The 23903-nt window shown below is 53.8% G+C and carries 27 protein-coding genes and 1 other annotated feature; of the genes, 23 read left to right on the top strand and 4 right to left on the bottom strand.

The features are described from left to right. The first annotated feature begins 195 nt into the window (after window positions 1–195). The 13 genes from E0L13_RS08290 (at window position 196) to E0L13_RS08230 (ending at window position 10022) form a co-directional block, all read left to right on the top strand. Window positions 196–1554, top strand: coding sequence for an acyclic terpene utilization AtuA family protein (locus E0L13_RS08290; protein WP_168061667.1), 1359 nt, complete (start codon window positions 196–198; stop codon window positions 1552–1554). Between the two features lie 4 nt (window positions 1555–1558). Continuing rightward, window positions 1559–1879, top strand: a complete 321-nt coding sequence (locus E0L13_RS08285; protein ID WP_087477283.1) for a hypothetical protein — start codon at window positions 1559–1561, stop codon at window positions 1877–1879. A 54-nt stretch (window positions 1880–1933) separates the two neighbouring features. Further along, on the top strand, window positions 1934–3190 hold the full coding sequence (locus E0L13_RS08280; RefSeq protein ID WP_168061665.1) for a hydroxymethylglutaryl-CoA reductase, degradative: 1257 nt from the start codon (window positions 1934–1936) through the stop codon (window positions 3188–3190). 15 nt (window positions 3191–3205) lie between these two features. Then, window positions 3206–3652, top strand: coding sequence for a hypothetical protein (locus tag E0L13_RS08275; RefSeq protein ID WP_168061663.1), 447 nt, complete (start codon window positions 3206–3208; stop codon window positions 3650–3652). Next, window positions 3652–5025 carry a tripartite tricarboxylate transporter permease gene (locus tag E0L13_RS08270; RefSeq protein WP_168061661.1) on the top strand — a complete coding sequence of 458 codons (1374 nt, stop codon included), beginning with the start codon at window positions 3652–3654 and terminating at the stop codon, window positions 5023–5025. Before E0L13_RS08275 ends, E0L13_RS08270 begins: the two co-directional genes overlap by 1 nt. Before the next feature lie 245 nt (window positions 5026–5270). Further along, window positions 5271–5420 carry a 50S ribosomal protein L33 gene (gene rpmG, locus E0L13_RS08265; RefSeq protein WP_087477287.1) on the top strand — a complete coding sequence of 50 codons (150 nt, stop codon included), beginning with the start codon at window positions 5271–5273 and terminating at the stop codon, window positions 5418–5420. A 49-nt stretch (window positions 5421–5469) separates the two neighbouring features. Continuing rightward, on the top strand, window positions 5470–5697 hold the full coding sequence (gene secE, locus E0L13_RS08260) for a preprotein translocase subunit SecE (RefSeq protein ID WP_087477288.1): 228 nt from the start codon (window positions 5470–5472) through the stop codon (window positions 5695–5697). A gap of 16 nt (window positions 5698–5713) precedes the next feature. Further along, entirely contained in the window at window positions 5714–6256 is a 543-nt protein-coding gene (gene nusG, locus E0L13_RS08255; protein ID WP_087477289.1) for a transcription termination/antitermination protein NusG, read from the top strand. 89 nt (window positions 6257–6345) lie between these two features. Continuing rightward, complete coding sequence (gene rplK / locus E0L13_RS08250; protein WP_087477290.1) at window positions 6346–6771, top strand: 50S ribosomal protein L11; 426 nt, start codon at window positions 6346–6348, stop codon at window positions 6769–6771. Between the two features lie 62 nt (window positions 6772–6833). Further along, entirely contained in the window at window positions 6834–7550 is a 717-nt protein-coding gene (gene rplA, locus E0L13_RS08245) for a 50S ribosomal protein L1 (protein WP_095629271.1), read from the top strand. Between the two features lie 178 nt (window positions 7551–7728). After that, window positions 7729–8286 (top strand): 50S ribosomal protein L10, encoded by a 558-nt coding sequence (gene rplJ / locus E0L13_RS08240; protein WP_087477292.1) that lies wholly within the window; start codon window positions 7729–7731, stop codon window positions 8284–8286. A 52-nt stretch (window positions 8287–8338) separates the two neighbouring features. Next, window positions 8339–8704 (top strand): 50S ribosomal protein L7/L12, encoded by a 366-nt coding sequence (rplL, locus tag E0L13_RS08235; RefSeq protein WP_168061659.1) that lies wholly within the window; start codon window positions 8339–8341, stop codon window positions 8702–8704. Between the two features lie 106 nt (window positions 8705–8810). Further along, on the top strand, window positions 8811–10022 hold the full coding sequence (locus E0L13_RS08230) for a DUF819 family protein (protein ID WP_168061657.1): 1212 nt from the start codon (window positions 8811–8813) through the stop codon (window positions 10020–10022). An 88-nt stretch (window positions 10023–10110) separates the two neighbouring features. Here the strand turns inward: E0L13_RS08230 and E0L13_RS08225 are convergent, their stop codons facing one another. The 3 genes from E0L13_RS08225 to E0L13_RS08215 form a co-directional block, all read right to left on the bottom strand. After that, entirely contained in the window at window positions 10111–11289 is a 1179-nt protein-coding gene (locus tag E0L13_RS08225; protein WP_168061655.1) for an aminotransferase class V-fold PLP-dependent enzyme, read from the bottom strand. Between the two features lie 170 nt (window positions 11290–11459). After that, complete coding sequence (sugE, locus tag E0L13_RS08220) at window positions 11460–11780, bottom strand: quaternary ammonium compound efflux SMR transporter SugE (RefSeq protein ID WP_168061653.1); 321 nt, start codon at window positions 11778–11780, stop codon at window positions 11460–11462. A 58-nt stretch (window positions 11781–11838) separates the two neighbouring features. Beyond that, window positions 11839–12048, bottom strand: coding sequence for a DUF6485 family protein (locus E0L13_RS08215; protein ID WP_168061651.1), 210 nt, complete (start codon window positions 12046–12048; stop codon window positions 11839–11841). Window positions 12049–12389: 341 nt separating this feature from the next. Here E0L13_RS08215 and E0L13_RS08210 point away from each other — a divergent pair, with 341 nt between their 5' ends. The 8 genes from E0L13_RS08210 to ilvD all read left to right on the top strand — a co-directional run bounded on the left by E0L13_RS08210 (window position 12390) and on the right by ilvD (window position 21580). Beyond that, complete coding sequence (locus E0L13_RS08210) at window positions 12390–13262, top strand: aldo/keto reductase (protein WP_168061649.1); 873 nt, start codon at window positions 12390–12392, stop codon at window positions 13260–13262. Between the two features lie 603 nt (window positions 13263–13865). Further along, window positions 13866–14141 (top strand): hypothetical protein, encoded by a 276-nt coding sequence (locus E0L13_RS08205; RefSeq protein ID WP_095629274.1) that lies wholly within the window; start codon window positions 13866–13868, stop codon window positions 14139–14141. Between the two features lie 108 nt (window positions 14142–14249). Further along, complete coding sequence (locus tag E0L13_RS08200) at window positions 14250–14675, top strand: hypothetical protein (RefSeq protein WP_168061647.1); 426 nt, start codon at window positions 14250–14252, stop codon at window positions 14673–14675. 263 nt (window positions 14676–14938) lie between these two features. After that, complete coding sequence (locus tag E0L13_RS08195; RefSeq protein ID WP_168061645.1) at window positions 14939–16168, top strand: ATP-binding protein; 1230 nt, start codon at window positions 14939–14941, stop codon at window positions 16166–16168. A gap of 143 nt (window positions 16169–16311) precedes the next feature. After that, window positions 16312–16555: a binding site (T-box leader), on the top strand. 91 nt (window positions 16556–16646) lie between these two features. Further along, the gene (ilvC, locus tag E0L13_RS08190) at window positions 16647–17657 is read left to right on the top strand and encodes a ketol-acid reductoisomerase (protein ID WP_168061643.1); all 1011 of its coding nucleotides are present in this window, start codon (window positions 16647–16649) and stop codon (window positions 17655–17657) included. A gap of 34 nt (window positions 17658–17691) precedes the next feature. Further along, on the top strand, window positions 17692–19389 hold the full coding sequence (ilvB, locus tag E0L13_RS08185; RefSeq protein ID WP_168061641.1) for a biosynthetic-type acetolactate synthase large subunit: 1698 nt from the start codon (window positions 17692–17694) through the stop codon (window positions 19387–19389). Next, window positions 19386–19898: an acetolactate synthase small subunit gene (gene ilvN, locus E0L13_RS08180; protein WP_206081592.1), complete on the top strand. Its 513-nt coding sequence runs from the start codon at window positions 19386–19388 to the stop codon at window positions 19896–19898. The genes ilvB and ilvN overlap by 4 nt, the downstream gene beginning before the upstream one ends. 29 nt (window positions 19899–19927) lie before the next feature. Further along, window positions 19928–21580 carry a dihydroxy-acid dehydratase gene (ilvD, locus tag E0L13_RS08175; RefSeq protein ID WP_168061639.1) on the top strand — a complete coding sequence of 551 codons (1653 nt, stop codon included), beginning with the start codon at window positions 19928–19930 and terminating at the stop codon, window positions 21578–21580. A 93-nt stretch (window positions 21581–21673) separates the two neighbouring features. Here ilvD and E0L13_RS08170 read toward each other — a convergent pair whose 3' ends face one another. Next, window positions 21674–22594 (bottom strand): LysR family transcriptional regulator, encoded by a 921-nt coding sequence (locus tag E0L13_RS08170; protein WP_168061637.1) that lies wholly within the window; start codon window positions 22592–22594, stop codon window positions 21674–21676. 127 nt (window positions 22595–22721) lie between these two features. Here E0L13_RS08170 and E0L13_RS08165 point away from each other — a divergent pair, with 127 nt between their 5' ends. Both E0L13_RS08165 and E0L13_RS08160 read left to right on the top strand, forming a co-directional pair. After that, window positions 22722–23213, top strand: coding sequence for a GNAT family N-acetyltransferase (locus E0L13_RS08165; protein ID WP_168061635.1), 492 nt, complete (start codon window positions 22722–22724; stop codon window positions 23211–23213). Window positions 23214–23238: 25 nt separating this feature from the next. Next, entirely contained in the window at window positions 23239–23823 is a 585-nt protein-coding gene (locus E0L13_RS08160; protein ID WP_095629754.1) for a LysE family transporter, read from the top strand. Window positions 23824–23903 lie beyond the last annotated feature (80 nt).

The following is a 23903-nucleotide window of genomic DNA, read 5'->3' as shown; positions in this document are numbered from 1 at the left end:
CAGATATAAGATGTTGTGCTTACAAAAGGGCAGTTAGACAGGAGTATATGCGCAAAGTGGAGTTTTATTGTAAAATTGAATAGCGGAAATACTATATATTGGCATATAAATTTCATATACATAAGCGAAGCTATTCTGATGATAGCGCTGCGTCGCGACAATACATGTAATATAAGACAGAAAGAAGGTATATCTATGAAGACAATACGCATCGGCGGCGGCCAGGGTTTTTGGGGAGACCTGATCGACGCGCCGATTATCATGGCGAAGGAAGACAACGTAGATTATATTTGCTGCGATTACCTAGCGGAATTGACCCTGTCCATCATGCGCCGTCAGCAGGAAAAACGGCCCGAAGCAGGATACGCCCGCGATTTCATCACGTCGCTGAAGGGCATGCTGCCCTACCTGGCGGAAAAGAAGACGAAGGTCATTACCAACGCCGGCGGCATGAACGTCAAGGCCTGCGTGGAAAAGGTTAAGGAAGTCGTCAAAGCCGGCGGCTATAACCTGAAGGTTGGCTACGTCCTCGGCGACGACGTGCAGGAAAAGATTCCCCAGCTTCGCGAGCAGGGCGTCCTGATGAAGCACATGGATACGGGCGAAGACATCGACGGCATCCTGCCGAAGATGGTCAACGCCAATGTCTACTACGGCGTAGAGCCTATCGTCAAATGTCTGGAAGACGGCGCGGACATCATCATCCTGGGCCGCTCGACCGATACGGCCATGTTTGAAGCGCCCCTCCTGTACGAATTCGGCTGGAAGCTCGACGACTGGGACGCCAAGGCTACGGGCATTTTGGCAGGCCATCTCTGCGAATGCGGCGCCCAGGCCACAGGCGGAAACTACGACTACGACTGGGAACACGTACCCCGTCCCGAGCTCTTGGGCTATCCCATTGTCGAAGTCAGTGAAAAGGGAAGCCTTATCCTGACGAAGACGAAGAACACCGGCGGCCTCGTAACGGTCCAGTCCGTCAAGGAACAGCTCATGTACGAAATCCACGACCCGTCGCAATACATTACGCCCGACGTCGTCGCCGATTTCAGCAAGATTACGCTGGAAGAAATCGAACGGGACCACGTCGCCGTCCGCGGCGTAACGGGCAAGCCCGCTCCCGACACCTTGAAGCTCTGCGTCGGCTACCTTGAAGGCTACCGCAATATCGCCTATCTGCCCTACAGCTGGCCGAGAGCGCTGGATAAAGCCAAGATGGCTGCCAATATTCTGGACAAGCGCATGGCCATGAAGGGACTGAAAGCCATCCGCACCCATATCAGCTACTTAGGCGTCAACGCTCTCCATGGCCCGCTGGCTCCGGAACTCGACGCCGATTTGAACGAAGTCGTCCTCCGCTACGCGATTCTGACGGAAACGAAGGAAGAAGGCCTGAAACTGACGCCGGAAGTTGCCGCTGTCAGCAACCTGAACGGCCCGGCCCAAGGCTGCTTCTTCGGCGGCCGTACCCGTCCCAGCGAAGTATTCGCCCTGTGGCCGACGCTCATTCCCAGAGAGGCCATTACGATTGAAACCCATGTAGAGGAGGTCTAATGCCATGAAAGTTCAGTTGAAAGATATAGCTCACGGCCGCTGCGGCGATAAGAGCGATACGTCCAATATTTGCATTTACGCCCGCAAACCCCAGTATTATAAGGCTATGGAGCGGCAGCTGACGGCGGAAGCCGTGCGCCGTCACTTTGAAGGACTCGTCTTCGGCGACGTCGTACGCTACGATTTGCCCCAGCTGGACGGATTCAACTTCGTCATGCATCATGCCCTAGACGGCGGCGCGACGCGCTCCCTGCGCCTCGACACGCTGGGCAAATGCATGGAAGCGGCGCTGCTGCGCATGTACATTGAAGTTGACGACGAATAAAACAATTTGGAATTATACATAGACCGTGTCAGGACGTTAAAGGAGAGATTACATATGAAAACCAATAATTACTCTGGATTCCATAAACTTTCTGTAAGTCAAAGAGCTGCGGAAGTCGCTGAATTTGCCAATCTTACGGGAGAAGAACTGCGCTTGATTACCGAGCCGGGCGCGCTGCATAACGATGTAGCGGATAAGGTTATTGAAAACGTCATAGGCACCTATCAGCTGCCTATGGGCGTCGCTATGAACTTCATTATCAACGGCAAAGAAGTACTCGTTCCCATGGTCGTGGAAGAAGCGTCCATCATTGCTGCGGCGTCTAACGCTGCAAAGATGGCTCGTCCCGGCGGCGGCTTTACGACGAGTTATACGGGAAATATCATGATTGCCCAGATTCAGACGATTGGAATTTCCAATCCTTATTTTGCCAAACAGGTTATCCTGCACCATAAAGATGAAATCTTAAGCATTGCCAATGAAAAAGACCCTGTATTAGTTGGTATTACAGGCGGCGCGAAGGACGTGGAAGTCCGCATCGTCGAATCCCTTATCGGGCCGATGGTCGTCGTGCATCTGCTCGTCGATACGGGCGACGCCATGGGAGCCAACGCTGTCAATACGATGGCTGAAGCTGTTGCGCCGTTTATTGAAAAAATTACCGGCGGCACCGTTAAGCTCCGCATTTTGTCTAACTTGGCGGCCTATCGTCTGGCCCGCGCCACGGCGACCTTTACGAAGGAAGCTATCGGCGGTGAAGATGTCGTCGACGGCGTGATTGCTGCCTATGCGTTCGCCGAAGCCGATCCTTTCCGGGCCGCTACGAGCAATAAGGGCATTATGAACGGCATCGACCCGCTCATCGTAGCGACGGGCAATGACTGGCGCGGCATTGAAGCGGCCTGCCACGCATACTGCTCCTATAAAGGCAAGTATACGTCTATGACCCGCTGGGAAAAGAACGCCAACGGTGATTTGACCGGTTCTATTGAACTTCCCGCCCTTTGCGGCCTCGTAGGCGGCGGCACGAAGATTCTTCCGGCGGCTAAGGTCGGCGTGAAAATCCTCGGTGTCCAGACGGCGGCGGAACTGGCTCAGGTTATCGCTGCAGTAGGGCTGGCGCAGAACTTCGCGGCCATGCGCGCGCTGGCTACAGACGGTATCCAGAAAGGGCACATGAAGCTCCATGCCCGCAATATCGCAACCGTTGCCGGTGCGACAGGCGAAATGCTGGATAAGGTCGTCGCAGCTATGGTTGCAGAAAAGAATATTTCCGTTGAGCGGGCAAAGGAATTATTGTCTACATTGTAAGCAAAGGAGGCCGTTATGAAACGAGCGGTTTTAGCAGATATTTGGGGAGATACGGTAGATCTCCGAAACTTGACGGGCGGTATTCTCATCGGCGTCGTTCTTAGTTTCTGCTGCTATTTGGGCGCTAGTACGGCAATTTCGTCTCAATATCCGGACTTAGCGGCGAACCTCGTCTCGGCGTACTCTTTATTGTTTGGCATCGGCGGCTGCGTTTTGTCAGCCGTCGTATCAGCCAACCTGTTTAAGCCGAAACGGACTCTGAACGAAGAGGAATTTTCCGAGACTGATAGAGAACGCGTCTTAAAGGAATTGCAGATTGATTTGGAAAAAGAACGTGAAGAATTAAAGTATGTCGACGAAAAAGTATTGCAGGAAATGAAAGACCTGCGGTTGTATGAATTGTTTGCCGGAACAAGTGAAAACGCGCCGCCGGCACGGACTGTAAAGGAAGGTGACCGGTAATGGACGGAATGATTTTTCACGATTTACTCTGGGCCGTAGGCATGGCCTTGGCCGGCGGAATTATCTTTTCCGGTATCGGGCTGATTTCCGGTACAGATGAAACGTCGACGATCGCGCCGCTGACTTTGCTGATTATTCTGCTCGGCGTCCCGCCTGTCGCCGTATTTTCCTGGTTTATGGCGGCGGCTATTTCGAAGCATATGATTCACGCTATTCCGACGGCCCTCATGGGCGTTCCCGGCGATACGATGGCCGTGCCCATGCTGGAAGACGCGGCGGTGCTGCGCAAGCTGGGCGTACCGCATATGGCGCTGCGGAAAATGATTTCCGGTGGTATCATTGCGGCGTTTATCGCGCTGCCCGTCAGCGTTGGCTTTGCATCCTTGCTGGCTCCTTTTGCCGACATTGTTAAAGCTTGGGCTCCTGTCGTATTTACCGTTGCGGCTATCATCATCGCCTACACGTCAGGCGGTAAATGGGCTAGTCTCTTTGCCCTTCTTCCCTTTGCCTTCTTCATTCAGGGCTTGAATAAGATGGCTATTGCCGGTATCGGTCACGGCGTGTTTATCAGTATGTTCCTGGGCATCGCTATCGGGCCTATGTTTGCTGACTTGATGACGATTTTATCGCCCAACTCCCGTCATATTCTGAAACGAGATTCGTCGCGCGAATTCTGGCTGGCTCCGGAAGTTAAGATGTGGAAGGGATATTTTCCGAATCCCATCAAAATTTTGTCTAAGCATCAAATTATGTACAACGCCATGACGGCCGGCGTATCGGCGCTGACCTTTACGTTCAGTCCCGTCGGCATGACCGTTATGATGGGCGAATTCGTCGGTGCGCGCATTAAGAGCTTGTACCAGCGCATGACGTCTACCCTGGCTGTCATGAACGGGACGACGGAAGCGACGTACATTGCGGAAACGATTATTCCGCTCTTAGTCTTCGGCATCCCTCTCAGCCCCGTCGGATTAGGGCCGGCAGCTCCGTTATTCAACGCGCCGCCCGTATATACGGCTCAGCCTGTCCATAACCTGCATACCTTTTTATCGGCGGCGGATTTCTTGATTTATGGATATATCGGGCTGTTTGTCGCCTTCCTCGTAGCCTATCCGTTTTCGATGAATTACGCCCGCCGCGCCAGCGCATGGGTATTGAAACACGTAAGTCAGGAAGCGATTATCAGCATGTTCTCCGGTCTGATTGTCGTCATTTCGTACTTTGAAGCCGGCGTCGTCGGCATCGCTATCGCCATTACCATTGCCATCTTCGGCGGTATCTTAAACAGATATTTCGGCGTCCATACGGGCGTGCAGTACATGGTGTATTACGCTTCTCCCTGGCTGATGGCGACACTGCTGGGCATTAAATAAGATGAATTCATTCTCCTGCATCGCTATGCGGTGCAGGAGATACTGCATTTTCGCAGCAAAATTTGACAGCCCCATCTTCTTATGGTATGATAAACAAAGTTAGGCGACATGAGGCCTAGCTTTTTTAAGTTGCAGTAAAATTTTCTTGACTTAGCCTGACAGGTGTGGTATCTTATAAAGGCAGTCTTGCGCAGGCACTGGGTTTGCGCGTAGTATCAGACTATTTTTAAGAGAGGTGTAAGGGAATGCGTACAGCGATTACATTGGCATGCACAGAATGCAAACAGCGTAACTACCGGACAAACAAAAATAAGAAAAACAATCCGGACCGTTTGGAATTGAAAAAATATTGCCCGTTCTGCAAAAAACAAACCGTACATAAAGAAACGAAATAATTTTGATGGAATAAGATGTGCTTAATCTTATTTGGGTGTGAGAGGTTATATGGCACTTTCAAAAAAAGCAGCACAAAAGAATAAGAAGAATCCGGGCAAGTCATTTTTTCAAGGCGTTAAGGTGGAACTGAAAAAGGTCATCTGGCCGACGAGAAGAGAACTGATAAACTACACGGTTATGGTCATCGTCGCGACGATTGTCGTCATGGCGATTATCGGCGTGGCCGACGGCGTTTTTGGTCAGTTGTTTAATTTGCTTCGAGCCGTTGTCGGATAGGGAGGCCTGCGCTTAAATGGAATCTGAAAAAAAATGGTATGTCATCCATACGTATTCCGGTTATGAAAATAAAGTAATGGCTACGTTGGAACGGAAAGTTAAATCCATGGGATTGGAAAATGTCATTAACCGCATCCTCGTCCCGATGGAGGAAGAAATCGACGTCGGCAAAGACGGGAAGAAACGCGCCGTAAAGCGCAAGGTTTTTCCAGGCTATGTCCTCGTCGAAATGGAAGTCAACGACCGTTCCTGGTATGTCGTCCGCAACACCCCGGGCGTAACGGGGTTTGTAGGCTCGGCGACGAAGCCTATTCCCTTGGAACCGGAGGAAGTTAAGAGTATTCTGAAATCGCAGAATCTTGACACGGAACCGAAACCGCATATTTCCGTTGAAGTAGGCGAACAGGTCCGCATCACATCCGGTCCGTTTGAAAACTTCATTGCGACCATTACGGAAATCAATGAGGAAAAAGGAACACTCAAAGGCCTTATCGATATGTTTGGCCGGGAAACTCCAGTAGAAGTCGACTATTCTCAAATTGAGAAAAGTCTGGAATAAATACTTCTAAAATGCGGCGAAAGCCGCGAGTGGGAGAATCATTAGGATTCGCGTACCACATCTTGTAATGTGAGGAGGTGTAAATCACCATGGCAAAAAAAGTAGCAAGAATGGTAAAACTTCAGTGTGAAGCTGGCAAGGCAACTCCGGCGCCTCCGATTGGTCCTGCATTAGGCCAGGCTGGCGTTAACATCATGGCCTTCGTAAAGGAATTCAACGAACGTACGGCGAAACAGGCTGGCTACATCATCCCTGTTGAAATCACTGTATACGAAGACAGATCCTTTACCTTCATTACAAAGACACCGCCCGCTGCCGTATTGTTGAAAAAAGCAGCTGGCCTTGACAAAGCTTCGGGCGAACCGAACAAGAAAAAGGTTGCAAAACTGAGCCGCGACAAAGTCCGCGAAATTGCAACGACGAAGATGCCTGACCTCAACGCCAACGACGTAGAACAGGCTATGAAAATGATTGAAGGCACTGCCCGCAGCATGGGTATTGAAATCGTAGACTAATTCCGATTTCCCTGCCCGTGGAAGGGGCGAATGCCCCGCTAAACCACTAAGGAGGAAAAGACATGGCAAAAGTAGGCAAGAAATATGCTGAAGCCGCTAAAATGTACGATAAATACAAATTGTACGAACCGGCTGAAGCCATCGACATCTTGAAAAAGATGGATACGGCTAAATTTGACGAAACCGTCGAATTGGCTGTAAACTTAAACGTAGATCCGAAATATGCCGACCAGCAGGTTCGCGGCGCTTTGGTTCTGCCTCATGGCATTGGCAAAACGAAGACTGTTCTCGTATTTGCTCAAGGCGATAAAGAAAAAGAAGCTCAGGAAGCCGGCGCTGATTTTGTAGGCGCAGACGACCTGATTGAAAAAATCAAAGGCGGCTGGCTCGATTTCGATGTAGCTATTGCTACGCCGAACATGATGGGCAAAGTTGGCCGTTTGGGTAAAATCCTCGGGCCGAAAGGCTTAATGCCGAACCCGAAAGTCGGTACGGTTACGATGGACGTTGCAAAAGCTGTTTCCGAAAGCAAAGCTGGTAAGGTTGAATATCGTACGGATAAGGCCGGCAATATTCATTCCCCTATCGGTAAAAAGTCTTTCGACGCTAATAAATTGATTGAAAACCTTACGACTCTCGTCGACACGCTGATTAAAGTAAAGCCGTCGGGCGCGAAAGGCCAGTACATCAAAACGATCACCGTCAGCTCCACTATGGGCCCTGGTATCCATATCAACCCGTTCAGCGTAAAAGGCATTGTAAAAGCTGACGAACAATAATAATATCACTCTTAGCTGTAGACTGAAGGTATGTATAATGGACGCAAGTCCGCCATCTGAGGCTAAAACTAGTAGATTATTGAGTACTACTGATAACGACTAGTTCGGCCTCATGGAAATGAGGCCGTTTTTATTGCTAAGACGATATAAATCCAAATCAAGGAGGTGTATCGAAGGAATGTCTATGTATGCAAAGCATCAGGTTTCTCCTGCTAAAGCCGCCGTCGTTGAAGAAATGAAGGAAAAACTGCAGGCAGCTCAGGGTGTTGTATTCGTTGGATTTACGGGTTTGACCGTAGCCGACGTTACGAAGCTCCGCCGCAAATTCCGCGAAGGCAATGTTGAATACAAGGTTATCAAAAACACCTTGACTCGCATCGCCGCCAGCGAAATCGGTTTCGAAGGGGTATCTGAATTCCTCGAAGGCCCGACAGCTATCGCCTATTCCACGGAAGACGCCGTAGCTCCGGCTAAGATTTTAAAAGAATTCATCAAAGAAACGAAAACAGAAGCTCTGACGGTCAAAGTCGGTATTGCCGACGGTCAGATCATCGATGCAGCAGCCGTCGACGCATTGGCAAACCTGCCGAGCCGCGACGAACTTATCGCGAAGGTTGTCGGCAGCATGCAGGCTCCTATTTCCGGTCTTGTCAACGTACTTCAGGGCAATATCCGCAATATGGTTTATGTGCTTGACGCAGTACGTGCTAAGAAAGCAGAACAAGAAACTGCTTAATCTAAATTACAACTTTTAATTAAAAAAATCGATACTATGGAGGTATTTTAAAATGACTAAAGAAGAAATCATGCAAGCCATTGAAAACATGACTGTTTTGGAACTTTCCGAACTCGTAAAAGAAATGGAAGAAAAATTCGGCGTATCCGCTGCTGCTCCCGTAGCTGTTGCTGCTGCTCCGGCTGCTGGCGCTGCTGCTGAAGAAAAATCCGAATTCGACGTTATCCTCGCTTCCGCTGGCGACAAGAAGATCAACGTAATCAAAGTTGTCCGCGAAGTAACGGGCCTCGGCTTGAAAGAAGCTAAAGCTCTCGTTGACGGTGCTCCGAGCCCTGTTAAAGAAGGCCTCTCCAAAGCTGACGCTGACGCTCTCAAAGCTAAATTGGAAGAAGCAGGCGCTACTGTTGAATTGAAATAATTTCAGAAGAAATTATACGCTCCCAAGACCCGCTGATGTTGGGTTTTGGGAGTTTTTCTATGCCTCTGTTTCGTAAGGGCCTAACCATAGGGAGGAGGAACGGATATTGAATTCATTGATTAGTCCTGAAAATACGTGGATGCTGCTGGCGGTGATGTGCGCGTCCGTCGCTGCGTCGATTTATTTGGAACAGACCTATGCCTGGGCTTCGAAGGTGTCGGGAGCCGTCATCGCCCTGATTCTCGCCCTGGTGCTGGTCAACGTCGGCGTCCTGCCTACGCACGCGCCCTTGTTTGACGACATCGTCTGGGGATACGCCGTGCCGATGGCCATTCCCTTGCTGCTGCTCCAGGCCAACATGACGAAGATCTGGCGGGAAACGGGGCGGATGCTCTTCGTGTTTCTCATCGGCTCGGCAGGGACGATCTGCGGAGCCCTGCTGGGGACGGCGATTTTCGGCTCCATGATAGACGGGCTGCCCAAGGTGGCGGCCATGATGACTGGCTCGTATATCGGCGGCGGCGTCAACTTCGTGGCCCTGGCCGACGCCTTCAAGACCGACGGCACGTTGGTGTCCTCGACGATCGTAGCGGATAATCTCACCATGGCCGTTTACTTCCTCGTCCTGCTGGGATGCCTAAGCAACGCCTTTTTCCGCCGCTATTTTACCCATCCCCATATCGACGCCGTAGAGCAAAGCGGGCAGGCCGATGAAGGCAAGACGCTGGCCGCCGCCTATTGGAGCCGCAAGGACATTTCCCTGCGGGACATCGCCGTAAACGTCATGTATGCAGCCGTCGTCGTCACCTTGTCCAAGTGGATGGGCTCGTCCCTGTCGGCCGTCATTCCGACGGACAACTGGCTTCTCCACATGGCAAATACCTTTTTCGGCAGCGAGTACGTGTGGATTACCTTTATTTCCATGCTCGTCGCTACCTTCTTTGACAAAAAGGTGGCCTCTGTCAGCGGCGCCCAAGAAATCGGCACCTATTTCATCTACCTCTTTTTCTTTGTCATCGGCGTGCCGGCGTCTATATCGGAAATCCTGCGCAACGCGCCCCTGCTCTTTGCCTTCTGCTTCCTCATGGTCGTCGTCAATATGCTGTTTTGCTTTGTCGGCGGCAAGCTGTTCCGTTTTCATCTGGAAGACATCGTCCTGGCGTCCAACGCGAATATCGGCGGCCCGACAACGGCTGCCGGCATGGCCATTTCCCAGGGCTGGACGAAGCTCGTCGGCCCGTCCATGCTGGTCGGCACCTTCGGCTACGTCATCGGAACCTATTTAGGCATCATCGTCGGCAGTATATTAGGCGCGTAAGGTATACGAAAAGAAGCGAATTCCCCTCTTAATTGGAGGGAGATTCGCTTCTTTTGTTATCTGCAGAAGGCTTGACGAACTGATGCAATCAAATAATGCCGGCGGCTTCAAAAGCTTGCTGCAAGTCGGCGATGATGTCTTTTTCGTCTTCCAGGCCTACGCTGAAGCGGAAGAAGCCTTCGCGGTATATTTCCGGATAATGGGGAAGCTTGTCGCTGTGTTTGTCGTAGTAGACGATGAGGCTTTCAATATCGCCGAGGGATACGGCGTGGGTGACCAGGTGAAGGGCGTCGAGGAATTTCTGATGCTGTTCTTCGCTCCCCTTAATGTCGAAGGAAATCATGCCGGAATACTGGCCGTTCATGTACTTGAGGGCCCGGTCATGCTGGGGATGGCTCTGTAAGCCCGGATACCAGACGAACCGCACGGCAGGACTTTGTTCCAGAAATTCGGCGACGGCCAGGGCGACCTTGCTGTGCTGAGCCATGCGCAAGGGCAGCGTCGATAAGCCGCGGGCAACGAGCCAGGCGTTGAAGGGGCTCAGGATGCCGCCGAAGTTAACCATGGCGATTTCTTTAATCTTGTCGATCAGTTCTGTTTTGCCCAAGACGCAGCCGCCGAGGGAATCGCCATGTCCGTTGATGTATTTCGTCATGCTGTGGATTTCCAGATCGGCTCCTAAGTTCAGCGGATACATGCAGATCGGGCCGGCGAAGGTGGCGTCGACGGAAAGAAGGGCTCCTGCTTCGTGAGCGATGGCCGCGATAGCCGGGAGGTCGCTGATTCCCGTCGTCGGGTTGCCCGGCGTTTCGACGTGGATGAGCTTGGTGTTGGGACGGACGGCGGCCCGGACGGCTTCGGTGTCCGTCGTGTCGAGTATGGTCACTTCGATATGGTATTTCTGCGGCAAGTATTCGCGGAACAGCAAGTTCGTCGCGCTGTAGCATACTTCCGAGACGATGGCGTGGTCGCCCGAATTCAGGAAGGGAATGAAGACACCCGTCAAAGCGGCGACGCCGCAGGCGAAGACGGCGCAGTCTTCCGCGCCGGTCAGAGCGCACAATTTGTCCTGCAGTACCATTTGGTTCGGGTTTCTGTTGCGGCAGTAAATATTGCTGTGAATGCCGCTCCAATCGACAGGCGTGCCGTCTGTCGGGATGCGGTAGTTGGATGTCATGTAAATCGGTTCGTTGATTGCTCCGAATACGTCGTCTTTTCTTGTGCCGCCATGAACGGCCGTCGTGTATACGCTGCGTTCGTTTGTCATGATATACAATCTCCTTTTTTGCGTTAATACGTGTACTATTATGAATTGGCCAGTTCATCTGGCTATAGTATACGGGAGGATAACCATTCTGTAAAACAAATACATTTAATGTTTTCCATCAAAAATAGCGATTGGTTGGAGAATAGGAAACCGCTGGAAAGAGCGTACCGTCAAGGCGTAGTCAGTTTCAGGCCGACGATTCCCGCGACGATGCAGCAAATGCAGACAGTTTGGGTCAGCGTCGGCGATTCGTGGAGCAGGACCATCCCCATGACAAAGGCCCCGACGGCGCCGATGCCCGTCCAAATGGCATAGGCCGTGCCTAGGGGCAGATGGCGCAGCGCCAGCGACAACAGGTAGAAGCTGGTAATCATGGCGGCGACGGTAAAGATGGACGGCAGGGGACGGCTGAAGCCGTGAGAAAACTTGAGCCCCGTGGCCCAGGCAATTTCGCAGCAGCCGGCGAGTACTAAATAAATCCAATGCGTCATAATGGCTCCTTTCGTAGTTTAATGAATACGTCGTATATTCCTGTTTTGGAAAAGACGGCTAAGTTTGCTGTAATACCAGTTTTGCAAAGGCTTCGTAAGAATCATCGTTTCGCGAGTCAGCGTCTTCCAGCTGATTAAAGAAGCAGCTTGGCATTTCGAGGGTCTTCAAGTTTTTGGCAATACAAGGCGTGCATCCTTTGTCGTGATTGGACGGATGAAGGGGACAGGCTGCGTTCGTACAGGTGCAAATCGTAATGGCTTGGGTCATAGTGGTTCTCCTTTGGCATAGCGTATAGATAAAATAGTTTTGCATACGCAGCGCTTCTTTTTCCGACAAAAAAATAAACCATTACGGACATTCCTTCAAAGGCCTTACGGAATGACGGTAATGGTTGATACCCGGCGGCATTGTATGCAATATTGTAGTTTAGCAAAGTATATCACTGGCGGATACAGGCTGTCAAGGGGAGGGACGGGACTTATGATGGACCAGCTCATTGGTTTCGCCAGATATAGAAAACTTGTATGCTGGGAAATACGGGGCAGGCATTAGACAAGGCGGCGGCCGGACGTATAATGAACGTATACAGACATAGGAGGAAGATTGCTATGGAATATATCACATTGCGAAACGGCGTGTCCATGCCCATGCTGGGCTTCGGCACCTTTCAGATTCCCGGCGGAGACCCTTGCCGACAAGCTGTAGCGGCGGCCCTTGCCGCAGGGTATCGGCATATCGATACGGCCAGCTCGTACCAAAATGAAGAAGCCGTCGGTCAGGCAATCCGCCAGTCCGGCGTCGCTCGCGGCGAATTGTTTATCACGTCGAAGGCCTACATTCACGAATTGGGCTATGAACAGACGAAGGCCGCCTTTGACCGCCAGCTCCGCCTGCTGGGGCTGGACTACCTCGACTTGTACCTCGTGCACATGCCCTTCGGCGATTATTACGGCTCGTGGCGGGCTATGGAAGAATTGTATAAGGAAGGGAAGATTCGGACGATCGGCGTGAGCAATTTCAGCAGCAGCCGGTTGATGGACTTGTGCTATAATGCCGACATTGCGCCGGCCGTCAACCAAATCGAACGGCATCCCTTCTATCAGCGGGCAGAGGAACTGTCTGTCATGCAGGAACTGGGCGTGCAGGCCGAGGCCTGGGCTCCCTTCGCCGAAGGGATGAACGGCATGTTTACCCAGCCCGTATTGCAGGAGATCGCCGCGGTCCATGGAAAGAGCGTAGCTCAGGTTATTCTGCGATGGGAAATCCAGTGCGGCCTGCCGTGCATTGTTAAATCGATCCGGCCTGAGCGGATTCAGGAAAACTTCGCCATCTGGGATTTCGAGCTGACTTCAGATGAAATGAAACGCATCGCCGCCCTTGATTTAGGACATCCGCAGATGCTCGATACGGAGCGGCCCAGCGAAGTAAAAAGGGTCTACGATTTCCTGAATAACCCCGTCGTTACATCTCTTCATGAATAACTGCACACGCAGTATGAAAAAGAACAGCGTCTTCCCTTGGGAGTGCGCTGTTTTTTTGACGACGTAAATGTATAAGGTATCTGCTATCATAAGTAAGCTACCGCCTCCATACTGGCAGCAGGAAAGAGGTGTGCAAATGGAATGGCTCATATCTTTCTGTATCTCTTTCGCAGCAGGAATAGTATGTCACTATCTTTGCCGATGGCTGGATGGAGAATAGCCGGTAGTCAGCCTAAGGCCTAAGCCGTCCTTCGAATCGGAATAGAAAAAGCCGCAGGCTGCATCCTGCGGCTTTTTCGCTGTGCTTATGAATTTGTGATTTCATCCTTTTGCCTACGCTTAGAATAACAGCCCTTCTGGTGTTCGTCAATAGATGCAGGGCTCTGCTGGGAACGGCATTTCGGCTGAACACGGCTGGATACAGTACATTGTATATTTTTAAGTTCTTAAGGTGATAACAAGTATTTACGAAAGATTGAGAACGGATATATTTTAATTTGCAACGAAATTGTAAAGAAACTGTGACACAAAATGGATTGAATCGCGGCTATTTTGTGATACAATGAAGACAAGAAATTGCAGTACAAAGGAGGGATATTCGATATGCGTATTTGGAAACGGTCTATTATCGTAGCTGCTATTGTCGGCGCGTTATGTGCTCCGACCTTTGCGATGGCTTCTCAGGCAAATTCCTTTGGCGATATGAGCTTTACAGGCGCGCAGCTGACGGAGTTCAAGGCTCGTCCTCATCATCCGGGCCCTCCGCCGCCGCCGAAAAAGAAACCGAAACCGCCTAAAAAAGTTAAGAAGCCAAAACCGAAACCGCATAAGCCCGGCCGGCCTATGCCGCCTCCGCCCCCGCCGCGTCATCATCGCTAAGGGGATGCATGAGGTACATGCTGAAAACGACAGGAATTTCGCAGAGAGATTTCTGTCGTTTTTGGCATACGCTGCGTTAGCATATATTTTTGAAAGGAGAGGTGCGTCATGTCGAAACGAATAGCCGCGTATCTTGCCGCCGCAGCCTGCGTCGCCGTCTTGTGGGGCGCACCGGCCCTTCCGGCGCAGGCTGCCGGTCAAGGTACGGCGAGAGGGAGCGGCGCCTATATGACGGTACTGCGGGCGAGACCCCTTCCACCGCCGCCGGCGCCTCCGGCAGCTCCGACTATTCCTGCGCCGCGGCCCATTCGGCCTATACCGCCTCCGCCGTCGCTGCATCCGGGACGGCCGCCCCAACCGCAGCCCCCTCCGCTTTCTCCCCCGCCTACACCGCGGCCGGACAGACCTCAACCGGCTCCTAAACCGCCGTCCCTAAGTCCCAGGCAGCCCATTCCGCCGCCGCAGACGCCGGAAATTCCCAAGCCGTGGCCCATTCGCCCCATCCCTCCGCCGGTGCCGCCGCCAAGATATTAAGCCTGTAATTATAGGAAAAGCTAACAAATGAATTGCCCCTTTAAAGCTGGCCTCAAAAATCTATGTAGGAATTTGCCAGCTTTTTTGGTATGGCTCTTTTGCTGTATGATATGCAAAAATGGTTGTATAGGTGAGGCCGTTTTGATTTTATAAAGTATAATAAAATATATGAAGAATTTTTCTTGCAATTTTATACTTTTTTTGCTATTCTTTTGAAAAATGAAATATCGATTCGGCGTGGGCCGATATAAGGGGGACGTGTAATGAATTATCCTGATTTGCGGGGATTGCTGGTGTGCCGGGAATTTTTGTCCGACCCGGTGTTGTTGATTATGGGGGAATATTTGCTGAGCTCGGACAATGTCAACAAGCGGAACGCCGCAGCTGCGGCGCTGCTGGCGGCGGCAGAACGGCTTGGCTTATCGGGGAATGTTTGGCGGCAGTATCTGCTGTACCTGCTGTGCCGCGGCAACAACATCGCTGCGACGGCCATCGAGGACTGCGGTTCCTACGGGGCAGGGCTGCTGCGGGCTCTGCAGAAGGATATGCATTTGCTGCGGCCTTACTTGCAGGCTAAGCCCTCCGATTTCCGCTTCGACGCCTTCTTGGACGACTACGAGCCTGCTGCTCCGAAGGAATATGAGTTCTTGCAGGCCTTGACAGAGGCCATGGAAGGGGCCGACGCGGCGCAGATGGCCGAAGCCCTGCTCCATCACTACAAGGCCTACGGCCGGGGCGATATGGCCCGGTATATGGCCTTTTACCTGCTGCCGTCAGGGGAGCTGAAGGGAATCGAGACATTCCGCCATCGCGAATGGGACGACCTCATCGGCTACGCCGTACAGAAGGAAAAGCTCCTGCGCAATACGGTCAATTTCATCGAAGGGCGGCAGGCCAACAACGTCCTCCTGACGGGCGCCCGCGGCACGGGGAAATCGACGGCCGTCAAGGCCTTGGTGTACAAATTTCACAAGGAGGGCCTGCGCCTCGTCCAGGTCGAGCGGGGGCAGATGAAGAAGCTGCCGCCTCTCATGGAGCATCTCAGCGCCATCAAGAGCAAGAAGTTTATCCTCTTTTTCGACGACCTGTCCTTTGATGAAGATGAAAAGGAATACAAATACCTGAAATCGGTCATCGACGGCGGCATTATCCCCCAGCCGGATAACGTGGTCATCTACGCCACGTCCAACCGCCGCCACCTGCTCAAGGAAACGTGGCGCGACCGGCGCGACGATCTGGACGAGGTATACCGCGACGACAGCCAGAACGAATCCATTTCCTTGTCGGATCGCTTCGGCCTCATCATCCACTACGCCGCGCCGACGCAGGACGAGTATCTGCAGATCATCGACCACGAGCTGCGCAAGGCCGGCGTCGCCCTGGAGGCTCACGAGCTGCGCATCCTGGGACTGCGCTGGGAAATGGAACATTCGGGCCGCAACGGCCGCATCGCCCGCCAGTTCGTCCGCTGGTATCTTGGAAATCAAACATAAAATAAACGTTTTACTTAACAAATGCAACGTTTAACTTTGATTTTTTAAGAAAAATGCAAGTAAAATGTATTGACAAATGGGACGGCATTTTGTAGAATAAGTTCAAGTTCTTCAGAAGGATGTCCTTCTGAGGGCGACATATATGAAATCTGATGATGGGAAAGAGTAATTGCCTCAGTCAATTCACAGAGAGCCGGCGGGCGGTGCGAGCCGGTAATTGCAGGGCCGTGAAAATCATCCCGGAAGAGGAGCGCTGAAGTACGTATTAAGCGCTGACGATTTTTCCACGTTATAGGAAACGCGTATGTTGGTACGTTGTAGAGAGCCTGGGTCCAGTAATGGATTCGGGAATCAGGGTGGTATCGCGGAGTTCAATCCGTCCCTCAGTGAGGGACGGATTTTTTTATTTCCCTCTTGCAGTATTCTCTAAAGGCCAACGAAATCATTACTTGTTACATACAAAAGGAGAGATGTTCAAATGGCAAAGGTATTTTATGATCAGGACGTAAATTGGGATGTCATGCACGGTAAAAAGGTAGCCATCGTCGGCTACGGCAGCCAGGGCCACGCTCACGCGCTGAACCTGAAGGAAAGCGGCGTCGACGTTGTCGTCGGCTTGTATGAAGGCAGCAAATCTGCTGAAAAAGCGAAAGCCGCAGGCCTGGAAGTCAAGACGGTGGCCGAAGCGGTCAAGGAAGCGGACATCACGATGATCCTTATTCCCGACGAAAAGCAGGCCGACGTATACAACGCCGAAATCGGGCCGAACTTGAAATCCGGCAGCGCCCTGGCCTTTGCCCACGGCTTCAACATCCACTTTAAGCAGATCGTGCCGCCGGCCGACGTCGACGTGTTTATGGTAGCGCCGAAGGGGCCGGGCCATCTCGTACGCCGTACCTTCGTCGAAGGCGGCGGCGTTCCCGACGTATTCGCCGTCGAACAGGACGCGACGGGCCAGTGCTTTGACATCGCTCTTGCTTATGCCCGCGGCATCGGCGGCACCCGGGCCGGCGTCATCCAGACGACCTTCCAGGAAGAAACGGAAACGGACTTGTTCGGCGAACAGGCCGTCCTCTGCGGCGGTATCTGCCAGCTCATCACCAACGGCTTCGAAACCCTCGTCGCCGCAGGCTATCAGCCGGAAATCGCCTACTTTGAAACGTTCCACGAAATGAAGCTCATCGTCGACCTCATGTACGAAGGCGGCATGGCCAAGATGCGCAAGTCCATCAGCGACACGGCGGAATACGGCGATTACACGGCAGGCCCGAAGGTCATCCCGGCCGAATCGAAGGCGGCTATGCAGAAGATCCTGAGCGACATCCAGGACGGCACCTTCGCCAAGGACTGGCTCCTGGAAAACAAGGCCGGCGGCCGGGCTCACTTCATGGCGATGCGCCGCCAGCACGCGGAACACCCGATCGAACAGGTCGGCGCGAAGCTGCGCGACATGATGCCGTGGCTTCATGAAAACGACACCAACGACTAATCATTCCAATACATAGAAAAGAGGGTATGTGCCTATGAAAATGACCGGAGCACAAGCGATCATCGAAAGCTTGAAACGTGAACAAGTACAAGTCGTCTTCGGCTATCCCGGCGGATCTGTTCTGACCTTGTACGATGAATTATACAAAGCCAAATTTCCCCATATTTTAACGGGCCACGAACAGGGCGCCGTCCACGCCGCCGATGGCTACGCCAGGGCGACGGGCAAGGCGGGCGTATGCTTCGCCACGTCGGGCCCCGGCGTGTGCAACATGGTCACGGGCATTGCGACGGCCAACATGGACTCTATCCCTCTCGTCGTCATCAGCGGACAGGTCGCGACGACCCTCATCGGCCGCGACTCCTTCCAGGAAGCCGACATTTCGGGGATCACGACGCCGATTACGAAGCACAACTACCTGGTAAAGAACGTCAAGGATCTGCCCCGGGTGCTGCGGGAAGCCTTTTACATCGCCACGACGGGCCGGCCCGGCCCGGTCCTCGTCGACGTAGCCAAGGACGTATTCGACGCCGAGTTCGACTATGAATATCCCGAAATGGTAGAGCTGCGGGGCTACAGCGGCGTATACACGGGGCAGGCCTACGACATCGACCGCACCGTAGCGGCGCTGGAACAGGCGAAGCGCCCCGTCCTCCTGACGGGCGGCGGCATCATCCTCGCCGATATGGTCGCTCCCCTGTGGGACGTCGTCCAGAAGACGCAGGTGCCGGTTATTACGTCCCTCATGGGCAAGGGGGCCGTGCCCGATTCGTACGACGCCCATCTGGGCATGGTAGGCATGCACGGCTCGTATGCCGCCAACATGGCTGTGACAAAGTGCGACCTGCTCATTGCCGTCGGTACGCGGTTTGACGACCGCATTACCGGTGACGTGGAAAACTTTGCGCCCAACGCCCAGATCGTCCATTTCGACATCGACAAGGTAGAAATCAACAAGATCGTCCATGCCGATATCAGCGTCAACGGCGACCTTCGCTGGTCCCTGCCGCTGTTTGCCGAAAAGGTAGGGCAAAGCGGCGTCGATTTCGCAGCCCAGTTTGCCGACTGGCGGAAAGAGGTCCTGGCCATGAACGAGGCCCATCCCTTTGCGACGCGGGATCTTCCCGATGCCGTATCGCCGCAGAAGCTGTTCGAAGCTGTCAACAGCCGTTTGGGCGCAGACGACTTCGTCGTTACCGACGTAGGCCAGCATCAGATGTGGGCCGCCCAGTTCTGTGATATTTCCAAGCCTCGTCACTTCATTACCTCCGGCGGCCTGGGGACCATGGGCTACGGCCTGCCGGCTGCCATGGGGGCCAAGCTGGGATGCTCCGGCTCGACGGTCGTGCTGTTTACCGGCGACGGCAGCATCATGATGAACTGCCAGGAATTTGCGACGCTCCATAAATACGGCGTCGACGTCAAGGTCGTCGTCCTGCACAACAGCGTCCTCGGCATGGTAAACCAGTGGCAGCGCCTGTTTTACGGCCAGCATTATTCCCAGTCGGTCATCGCCGACAACCCGGATATTACGGCCGTATCGGGAGCCATGGGCGTACCAGGGCGGACCGTCCGCAAGCCCGAAGAACTGGCCCAGGGCTTGGACTGGCTCTTTGCCGCTGAAGGAGCGGCGCTGCTGGACGTCTGCATTCCGGCCGATGAAAACGTATATCCCATGGTGCCGGGCGGCAAGCGCCTGGACGAAATGGTCTTAGGAGGAGAAGCACAATGATGAGACAGCACTTGGCTATTTTAGCCGACAATAAACCGGGCGTACTCACCCACGTGGCCGGCCTCATCAGCCGCCGGGCCATCAATATCGAATGCATCAACGCCGGCTATACGGAAGAGCCGGACGTGACGCGCATCAACATCGTCGTCTCCGTCGAAAACCGCTGGGAGCTCGACCAGGCCGTCAACCAGCTGGCGAAGCTCATCGACGTCATCAAGGTCGTCAACCTGGACGACGCGCCTCTCGTCAGCTACGAGCTGGCTATGATAAAAATTAAATGCGACACGCCGGCGGCGCGGGACGAGCTGACCAATATTGCCAACTTGTTTCACGCCAAGGTCGTCGACGTACAGCGCGATTCCCTGATCTTCCGTCTGACGGGACGGGAGGACCATATCGAAGCGCTGCTGCGGATGCTCGACGACTACGAGGTCATTGAAATTGCCAGAACAGGTCAGATTTCCTTGTCCCGCGGCGTCATCCCCGTCAAGCATATGCGCATGAGATAATATACCCTATATACGAAAGGATAGTTGATATGAGAAGCGACGTAGTAAAAAAAGGAAGCACCCGTACGGCCCACCGCACCTTGTTTCACGCTATGGGCTACAGCGACGAAGACTTGCAGAAGCCGTTGATCGGCGTGGTCAACGCCTTTAACGAAATCATTCCCGGCCACATGCACCTGCGGGAAATCGCCGAAGCCGTCAAGCTGGGCATCGCTGCCGCCGGCGGCACGCCTATCGAATTTCCGGCCATCGGTATCTGCGACGGCATCGCCATGGGCCACGACGGCATGAAATACCCGCTTGCCAGCCGCGAGCTCATCTGCGATTCCATCGAAGCCGTTGCCAACGGCCACGCCTTCGACGGCCTGGTCATGATTCCCAACTGCGATAAAATTGTGCCGGGCATGCTCATGGCAGCCGGGCGCATCAATATCCCGACAGTCGTCGTCAGCGGCGGCCCCATGCTGGCCGGACGCCACAAGGGGAAGGATATCAGCGTCAGCACCATGTTCGAAGCAGCCGGCAAGGTCGAATCGGGCCAGATGACGCCGGAAGAAATGCACCTCATGGAACACGAAGCCTGCCCGGGCTGCGGCTCCTGCGCCGGCATCTTCACGGCCAACACGATGAACTGCATGACCGAAGTCCTGGGCATGGGCCTTCCCGGCAACGGTACCATTCCGGCGGCGTATTTCGGAGCCCGCCGTATGCTGGCCAAGAAGGCCGGGGCCGTCGTCATGGAGCTGGTGAAGAAAAATATCTGCCCGCGGGACATCATGACGATGGAATCCTTTGAAAACGCCATCGCCGTCGACATGGCCATCGGCGGCTCGACCAATACGGTCCTCCACCTGCCGGCTATCGCCCATGAAGCGGGCCTCGACCTGCCGCTGCAGAAGTTCGACGAAATCAGCCGCAAGGCGGCATACATCTGCAAGATGAGCCCCGGCGGCACATACCACATGCAGGACTTGAACGAAGCTGGCGGCATCAGCGCCGTCATGAAGGAGCTGACGAAGCTGGGCATCATCCATACGGAAGCCAGAACCGTGACGGGAACCATAGGCGAACGCATTGCCCAAGCGGACATCGAACGGCCTGACGTCATCCACAGCGTAGATAACGCCTACATGAACCGCGGCGGCATCGCCATCCTGTCGGGCAACCTGGCTCCCGACGGAGCGGTCATCAAGGAAAGCGCCGTCGAACTGGATTTGTTGGTTTATAAAGGTACGGCCAAGTGCTATGACTCGGAAGAAGAAGCCATCGAAGCGATTATTGGCGGCGACATCAAGGAAGGAAACGTCGTGGTCATCCGCTACGAAGGGCCGAAGGGCGGCCCGGGGATGCGGGAAATGCTCAACCCGACGGCAGTCATTACGGGCATGGGCCTGAAAGTCGCCCTGATTACGGACGGCCGGTTCAGCGGAGCCAGCCGCGGTGCGTGCATCGGGCACATTTCGCCGGAAGCGATGGAAGGGGGACCCATCGCGCTCATCGAAGACGGCGATATGATTTCCATCGACATTCCGAACCGCAAGCTGGAGCTGCTGGTCAGCGACGAAGAGCTGGCGGCCCGCAAGGCGGCCTGGAAGCAGCCGGAACCGAAGGTCAAGACGGGATACTTGTCTCGTTACGCCCGCCTGGTTACGTCGGCTAATACGGGCGCTGTATTGAAATAATTCATTTCTTTGCAGGATACAGGATATACGACAAGCCCCGATGTTCGGATGCCGGGGCTTTGTTGTAGGCAATATACATAGATGATCTGTACGTTAGGAATGATGGGGGAGCGAATCCTGCAGGGCCCGGCGCAGGTGCCCGATGAACAGCAGGCATTCTTCCGACAGCAGGGCGTCTTTCCGCTGCAGATAGCCGACGCAGAGATTCCACGGAACGTCCAGGGGGACAGGGACGATATCCGGCGGAATGAAGCCCTCGCTCAGGCAGCCCGTGCCGAGGCAGTAGCTGTCCGTGTGGACGATGAGGTAGTTCATCGTCGCCCGGTCTTCGATGAAGATTTGGCGGGACGCGCGGCGGAGAGTGAAATAGCTTTCCGTAATATCGAGAAGCGTATCGTCCTTGCGAAAGGTGATATAGGGGTAAGGCGCGAGCTGCTCCGGACGCAGGGAAGCAAAGCTCGACAGGGGATGATGTCTGCTGATGATGACGTGCTCCGGCAGCGTCGCCAGCTGGGTGAAGACCAGGCCGTGAGCGGCCAGCTTGCGCTCCAGTACGGCCTGGTTGAGGGATGAGGCACACAGGATGCCGACGGATGCCGCGCCGGAGCCGACTTGTTCGACGACGTCCGTTCCCTTTCCTTCACGCAGGGCGATTTCATAAGAACGATCGGCTACCTCGCTGATCAAGGCGGCCAGAGCCGGCGTAACGAAATGGTAATGCTGCGAGGCGACGGTCAATTTCAACGGCGTCGGCTCGTGCTTGCCGGCAAAACGACTGCGCACGGCGTCGGCCTGCTCGACGAGGAGACGGGCGTACGACGCCAGCTCCTTGCCTTCCGGCGTAAAGTCTACGCCGCGGTTCGTCCGCTTTAAAATCGTGATGCCCAGCTCTTTTTCCAGCTCGCGCACGGCCTTTGTAATGCTCGGCTGGGTGACGAAGAGGCGTTTCGCCGCTTCCGTGAGGGAACGGCACCTTTCGATTTCCATGATATAACGACATTGCTGCAAGGTCATACGCTTCATCCTTTCAGTTTGCTGATATAACTTCATTCTATGGCCAGGCATGAATAATGTCAAATTTCTTTTTACCCTGTCTTATGGTATGCTTGTAGTACAGACAGGCAAAGGAGGATGGAGGAATATGGAGTATATCGTTCGTCCCTATCGGCGCGGCGAAGAGCAGTACGTCGCCGACGCGCATTGCCGGCTGTATCCGGCCGAATACGGCTGGGGGCCGGCTTTTACGGAGTATGCTGCAAAGATCGCCGTGGATTTTGCCGGCGCGCAGCAGGAGGGGGAAGCCCTTTGGGTAGCCGAGTGCGGCGGCAGGCTGATCGGCAGCGTCATGCTTTGCCAGAGCGGCGAGGCCGGCGAAGGGCAGGTTCGGCTGTTTTTAGTGGAGCCGGACTACCGGCGCTGCGGCGTCGGATCGGCTTTGATGAAGACAGTGTTAGACAAGGCAAAGGAACTGGGCTGTACCCGCCTCATGCTCTGGTCGGCAGAGCCCCTGACCGACGCGATACGCCTGTACGAGAGGGCAGGATTTCATATAACGGAACGAGTGAAAAATACGGAATGGCGTCCTGACGGAGACCTGGTATACGAAATAAAGATGGTCAAGGAGTGTCTGTAAGACGCCGTGAGAAGGGGAGTGACCTATGGAACTGATAGCATTTTTATCGTATACCTTCGTCATGGCCTTCACGCCGGGGCCTAATAACCTCATGGCTATGTCCGAAAGCCGGCGTCTCGGCTTTCGCGGCGCGGCGCCTCTGCTGTGGGGGCTGTTCGTCAGCTTTTTTATCTTAAACGGCGTGATTTACGGATGTATCCATTCGCTGCAGGCGGCCCTGCCGTGGATAGAAATTCCCTTAAAGGCCGTCGGCTCGGCGTATATCTTATTTTTGACCTATAAGATGTTCGCGCCGTCGGCAGGCGGCGGCAGCGGCAAGGCCGTCGACAAGGGGAAACGGTTTCTGGCCGGCATGCTGCTGAACTTTACGAATGTCAAGGTCATGATCTTCCTGCTCATCGGCTACACGTCGTTTCTCCTGCCCGTATATACGAGCGAAGGCCTCATCGTCGGCCTGGGAATCGTCATGTGCCTGGCCTGCGCGGCGTCCAATGTCGTCTGGGCCTTGGCCGGGGCGGCGCTGGACCGTTTCTTTAAAAACTACGAACGCCTTTTAAACTGGATATTGGCGGCTCTCCTCGTCTTTTCCGTCATAGAAATATGGCTGTAGACAGGGATGCCGCAGTATGGGAATACCCCGACAGATTGCGTGAAGACAAGCTGTCGGGGTATTTCTATGCCCTTCGGCTG

This window comes from Megasphaera sp. SW808 (assembly GCF_012027795.1).
GTDB classification, from domain to species: domain Bacteria; phylum Bacillota; class Negativicutes; order Veillonellales; family Megasphaeraceae; genus Megasphaera; species Megasphaera stantonii.
Note: the sequence above shows the minus strand (reverse complement) of the source record. Positions and strands in the feature narration are given on the sequence as shown.

What these genes read in the sequence shown, in the direction of transcription:
- rplK (WP_087477290.1), top strand. Translation starts at nt 6,346, where the DNA reads ATGGCAAAAAAAGTAGCAAGAATGGTAAAACTTCAGTGTGAAGCTGGC.
- ilvN (WP_206081592.1), top strand. Translation starts at nt 19,386, where the DNA reads ATGATGAGACAGCACTTGGCTATTTTAGCCGACAATAAACCGGGCGTA.
- E0L13_RS08275 (WP_168061663.1), top strand. Translation starts at nt 3,206, where the DNA reads ATGAAACGAGCGGTTTTAGCAGATATTTGGGGAGATACGGTAGATCTC.
- E0L13_RS08270 (WP_168061661.1), top strand. Translation starts at nt 3,652, where the DNA reads ATGGACGGAATGATTTTTCACGATTTACTCTGGGCCGTAGGCATGGCC.
- rplL (WP_168061659.1), top strand. Translation starts at nt 8,339, where the DNA reads ATGACTAAAGAAGAAATCATGCAAGCCATTGAAAACATGACTGTTTTG.
- ilvD (WP_168061639.1), top strand. Translation starts at nt 19,928, where the DNA reads ATGAGAAGCGACGTAGTAAAAAAAGGAAGCACCCGTACGGCCCACCGC.
- E0L13_RS08205 (WP_095629274.1), top strand. Translation starts at nt 13,866, where the DNA reads ATGCGTATTTGGAAACGGTCTATTATCGTAGCTGCTATTGTCGGCGCG.
- E0L13_RS08200 (WP_168061647.1), top strand. Translation starts at nt 14,250, where the DNA reads ATGTCGAAACGAATAGCCGCGTATCTTGCCGCCGCAGCCTGCGTCGCC.
- E0L13_RS08285 (WP_087477283.1), top strand. Translation starts at nt 1,559, where the DNA reads ATGAAAGTTCAGTTGAAAGATATAGCTCACGGCCGCTGCGGCGATAAG.
- E0L13_RS08165 (WP_168061635.1), top strand. Translation starts at nt 22,722, where the DNA reads ATGGAGTATATCGTTCGTCCCTATCGGCGCGGCGAAGAGCAGTACGTC.
- rplA (WP_095629271.1), top strand. Translation starts at nt 6,834, where the DNA reads ATGGCAAAAGTAGGCAAGAAATATGCTGAAGCCGCTAAAATGTACGAT.
- ilvB (WP_168061641.1), top strand. Translation starts at nt 17,692, where the DNA reads ATGAAAATGACCGGAGCACAAGCGATCATCGAAAGCTTGAAACGTGAA.
- E0L13_RS08215 (WP_168061651.1), bottom strand. Translation starts at nt 12,048, where the DNA reads ATGACCCAAGCCATTACGATTTGCACCTGTACGAACGCAGCCTGTCCC.
- rpmG (WP_087477287.1), top strand. Translation starts at nt 5,271, where the DNA reads ATGCGTACAGCGATTACATTGGCATGCACAGAATGCAAACAGCGTAAC.
- E0L13_RS08170 (WP_168061637.1), bottom strand. Translation starts at nt 22,594, where the DNA reads ATGACCTTGCAGCAATGTCGTTATATCATGGAAATCGAAAGGTGCCGT.
- ilvC (WP_168061643.1), top strand. Translation starts at nt 16,647, where the DNA reads ATGGCAAAGGTATTTTATGATCAGGACGTAAATTGGGATGTCATGCAC.
- secE (WP_087477288.1), top strand. Translation starts at nt 5,470, where the DNA reads ATGGCACTTTCAAAAAAAGCAGCACAAAAGAATAAGAAGAATCCGGGC.
- E0L13_RS08195 (WP_168061645.1), top strand. Translation starts at nt 14,939, where the DNA reads ATGAATTATCCTGATTTGCGGGGATTGCTGGTGTGCCGGGAATTTTTG.
- E0L13_RS08210 (WP_168061649.1), top strand. Translation starts at nt 12,390, where the DNA reads ATGGAATATATCACATTGCGAAACGGCGTGTCCATGCCCATGCTGGGC.
- E0L13_RS08225 (WP_168061655.1), bottom strand. Translation starts at nt 11,289, where the DNA reads ATGACAAACGAACGCAGCGTATACACGACGGCCGTTCATGGCGGCACA.
- E0L13_RS08290 (WP_168061667.1), top strand. Translation starts at nt 196, where the DNA reads ATGAAGACAATACGCATCGGCGGCGGCCAGGGTTTTTGGGGAGACCTG.
- rplJ (WP_087477292.1), top strand. Translation starts at nt 7,729, where the DNA reads ATGTCTATGTATGCAAAGCATCAGGTTTCTCCTGCTAAAGCCGCCGTC.
- nusG (WP_087477289.1), top strand. Translation starts at nt 5,714, where the DNA reads ATGGAATCTGAAAAAAAATGGTATGTCATCCATACGTATTCCGGTTAT.
- E0L13_RS08160 (WP_095629754.1), top strand. Translation starts at nt 23,239, where the DNA reads ATGGAACTGATAGCATTTTTATCGTATACCTTCGTCATGGCCTTCACG.
- E0L13_RS08280 (WP_168061665.1), top strand. Translation starts at nt 1,934, where the DNA reads ATGAAAACCAATAATTACTCTGGATTCCATAAACTTTCTGTAAGTCAA.
- sugE (WP_168061653.1), bottom strand. Translation starts at nt 11,780, where the DNA reads ATGACGCATTGGATTTATTTAGTACTCGCCGGCTGCTGCGAAATTGCC.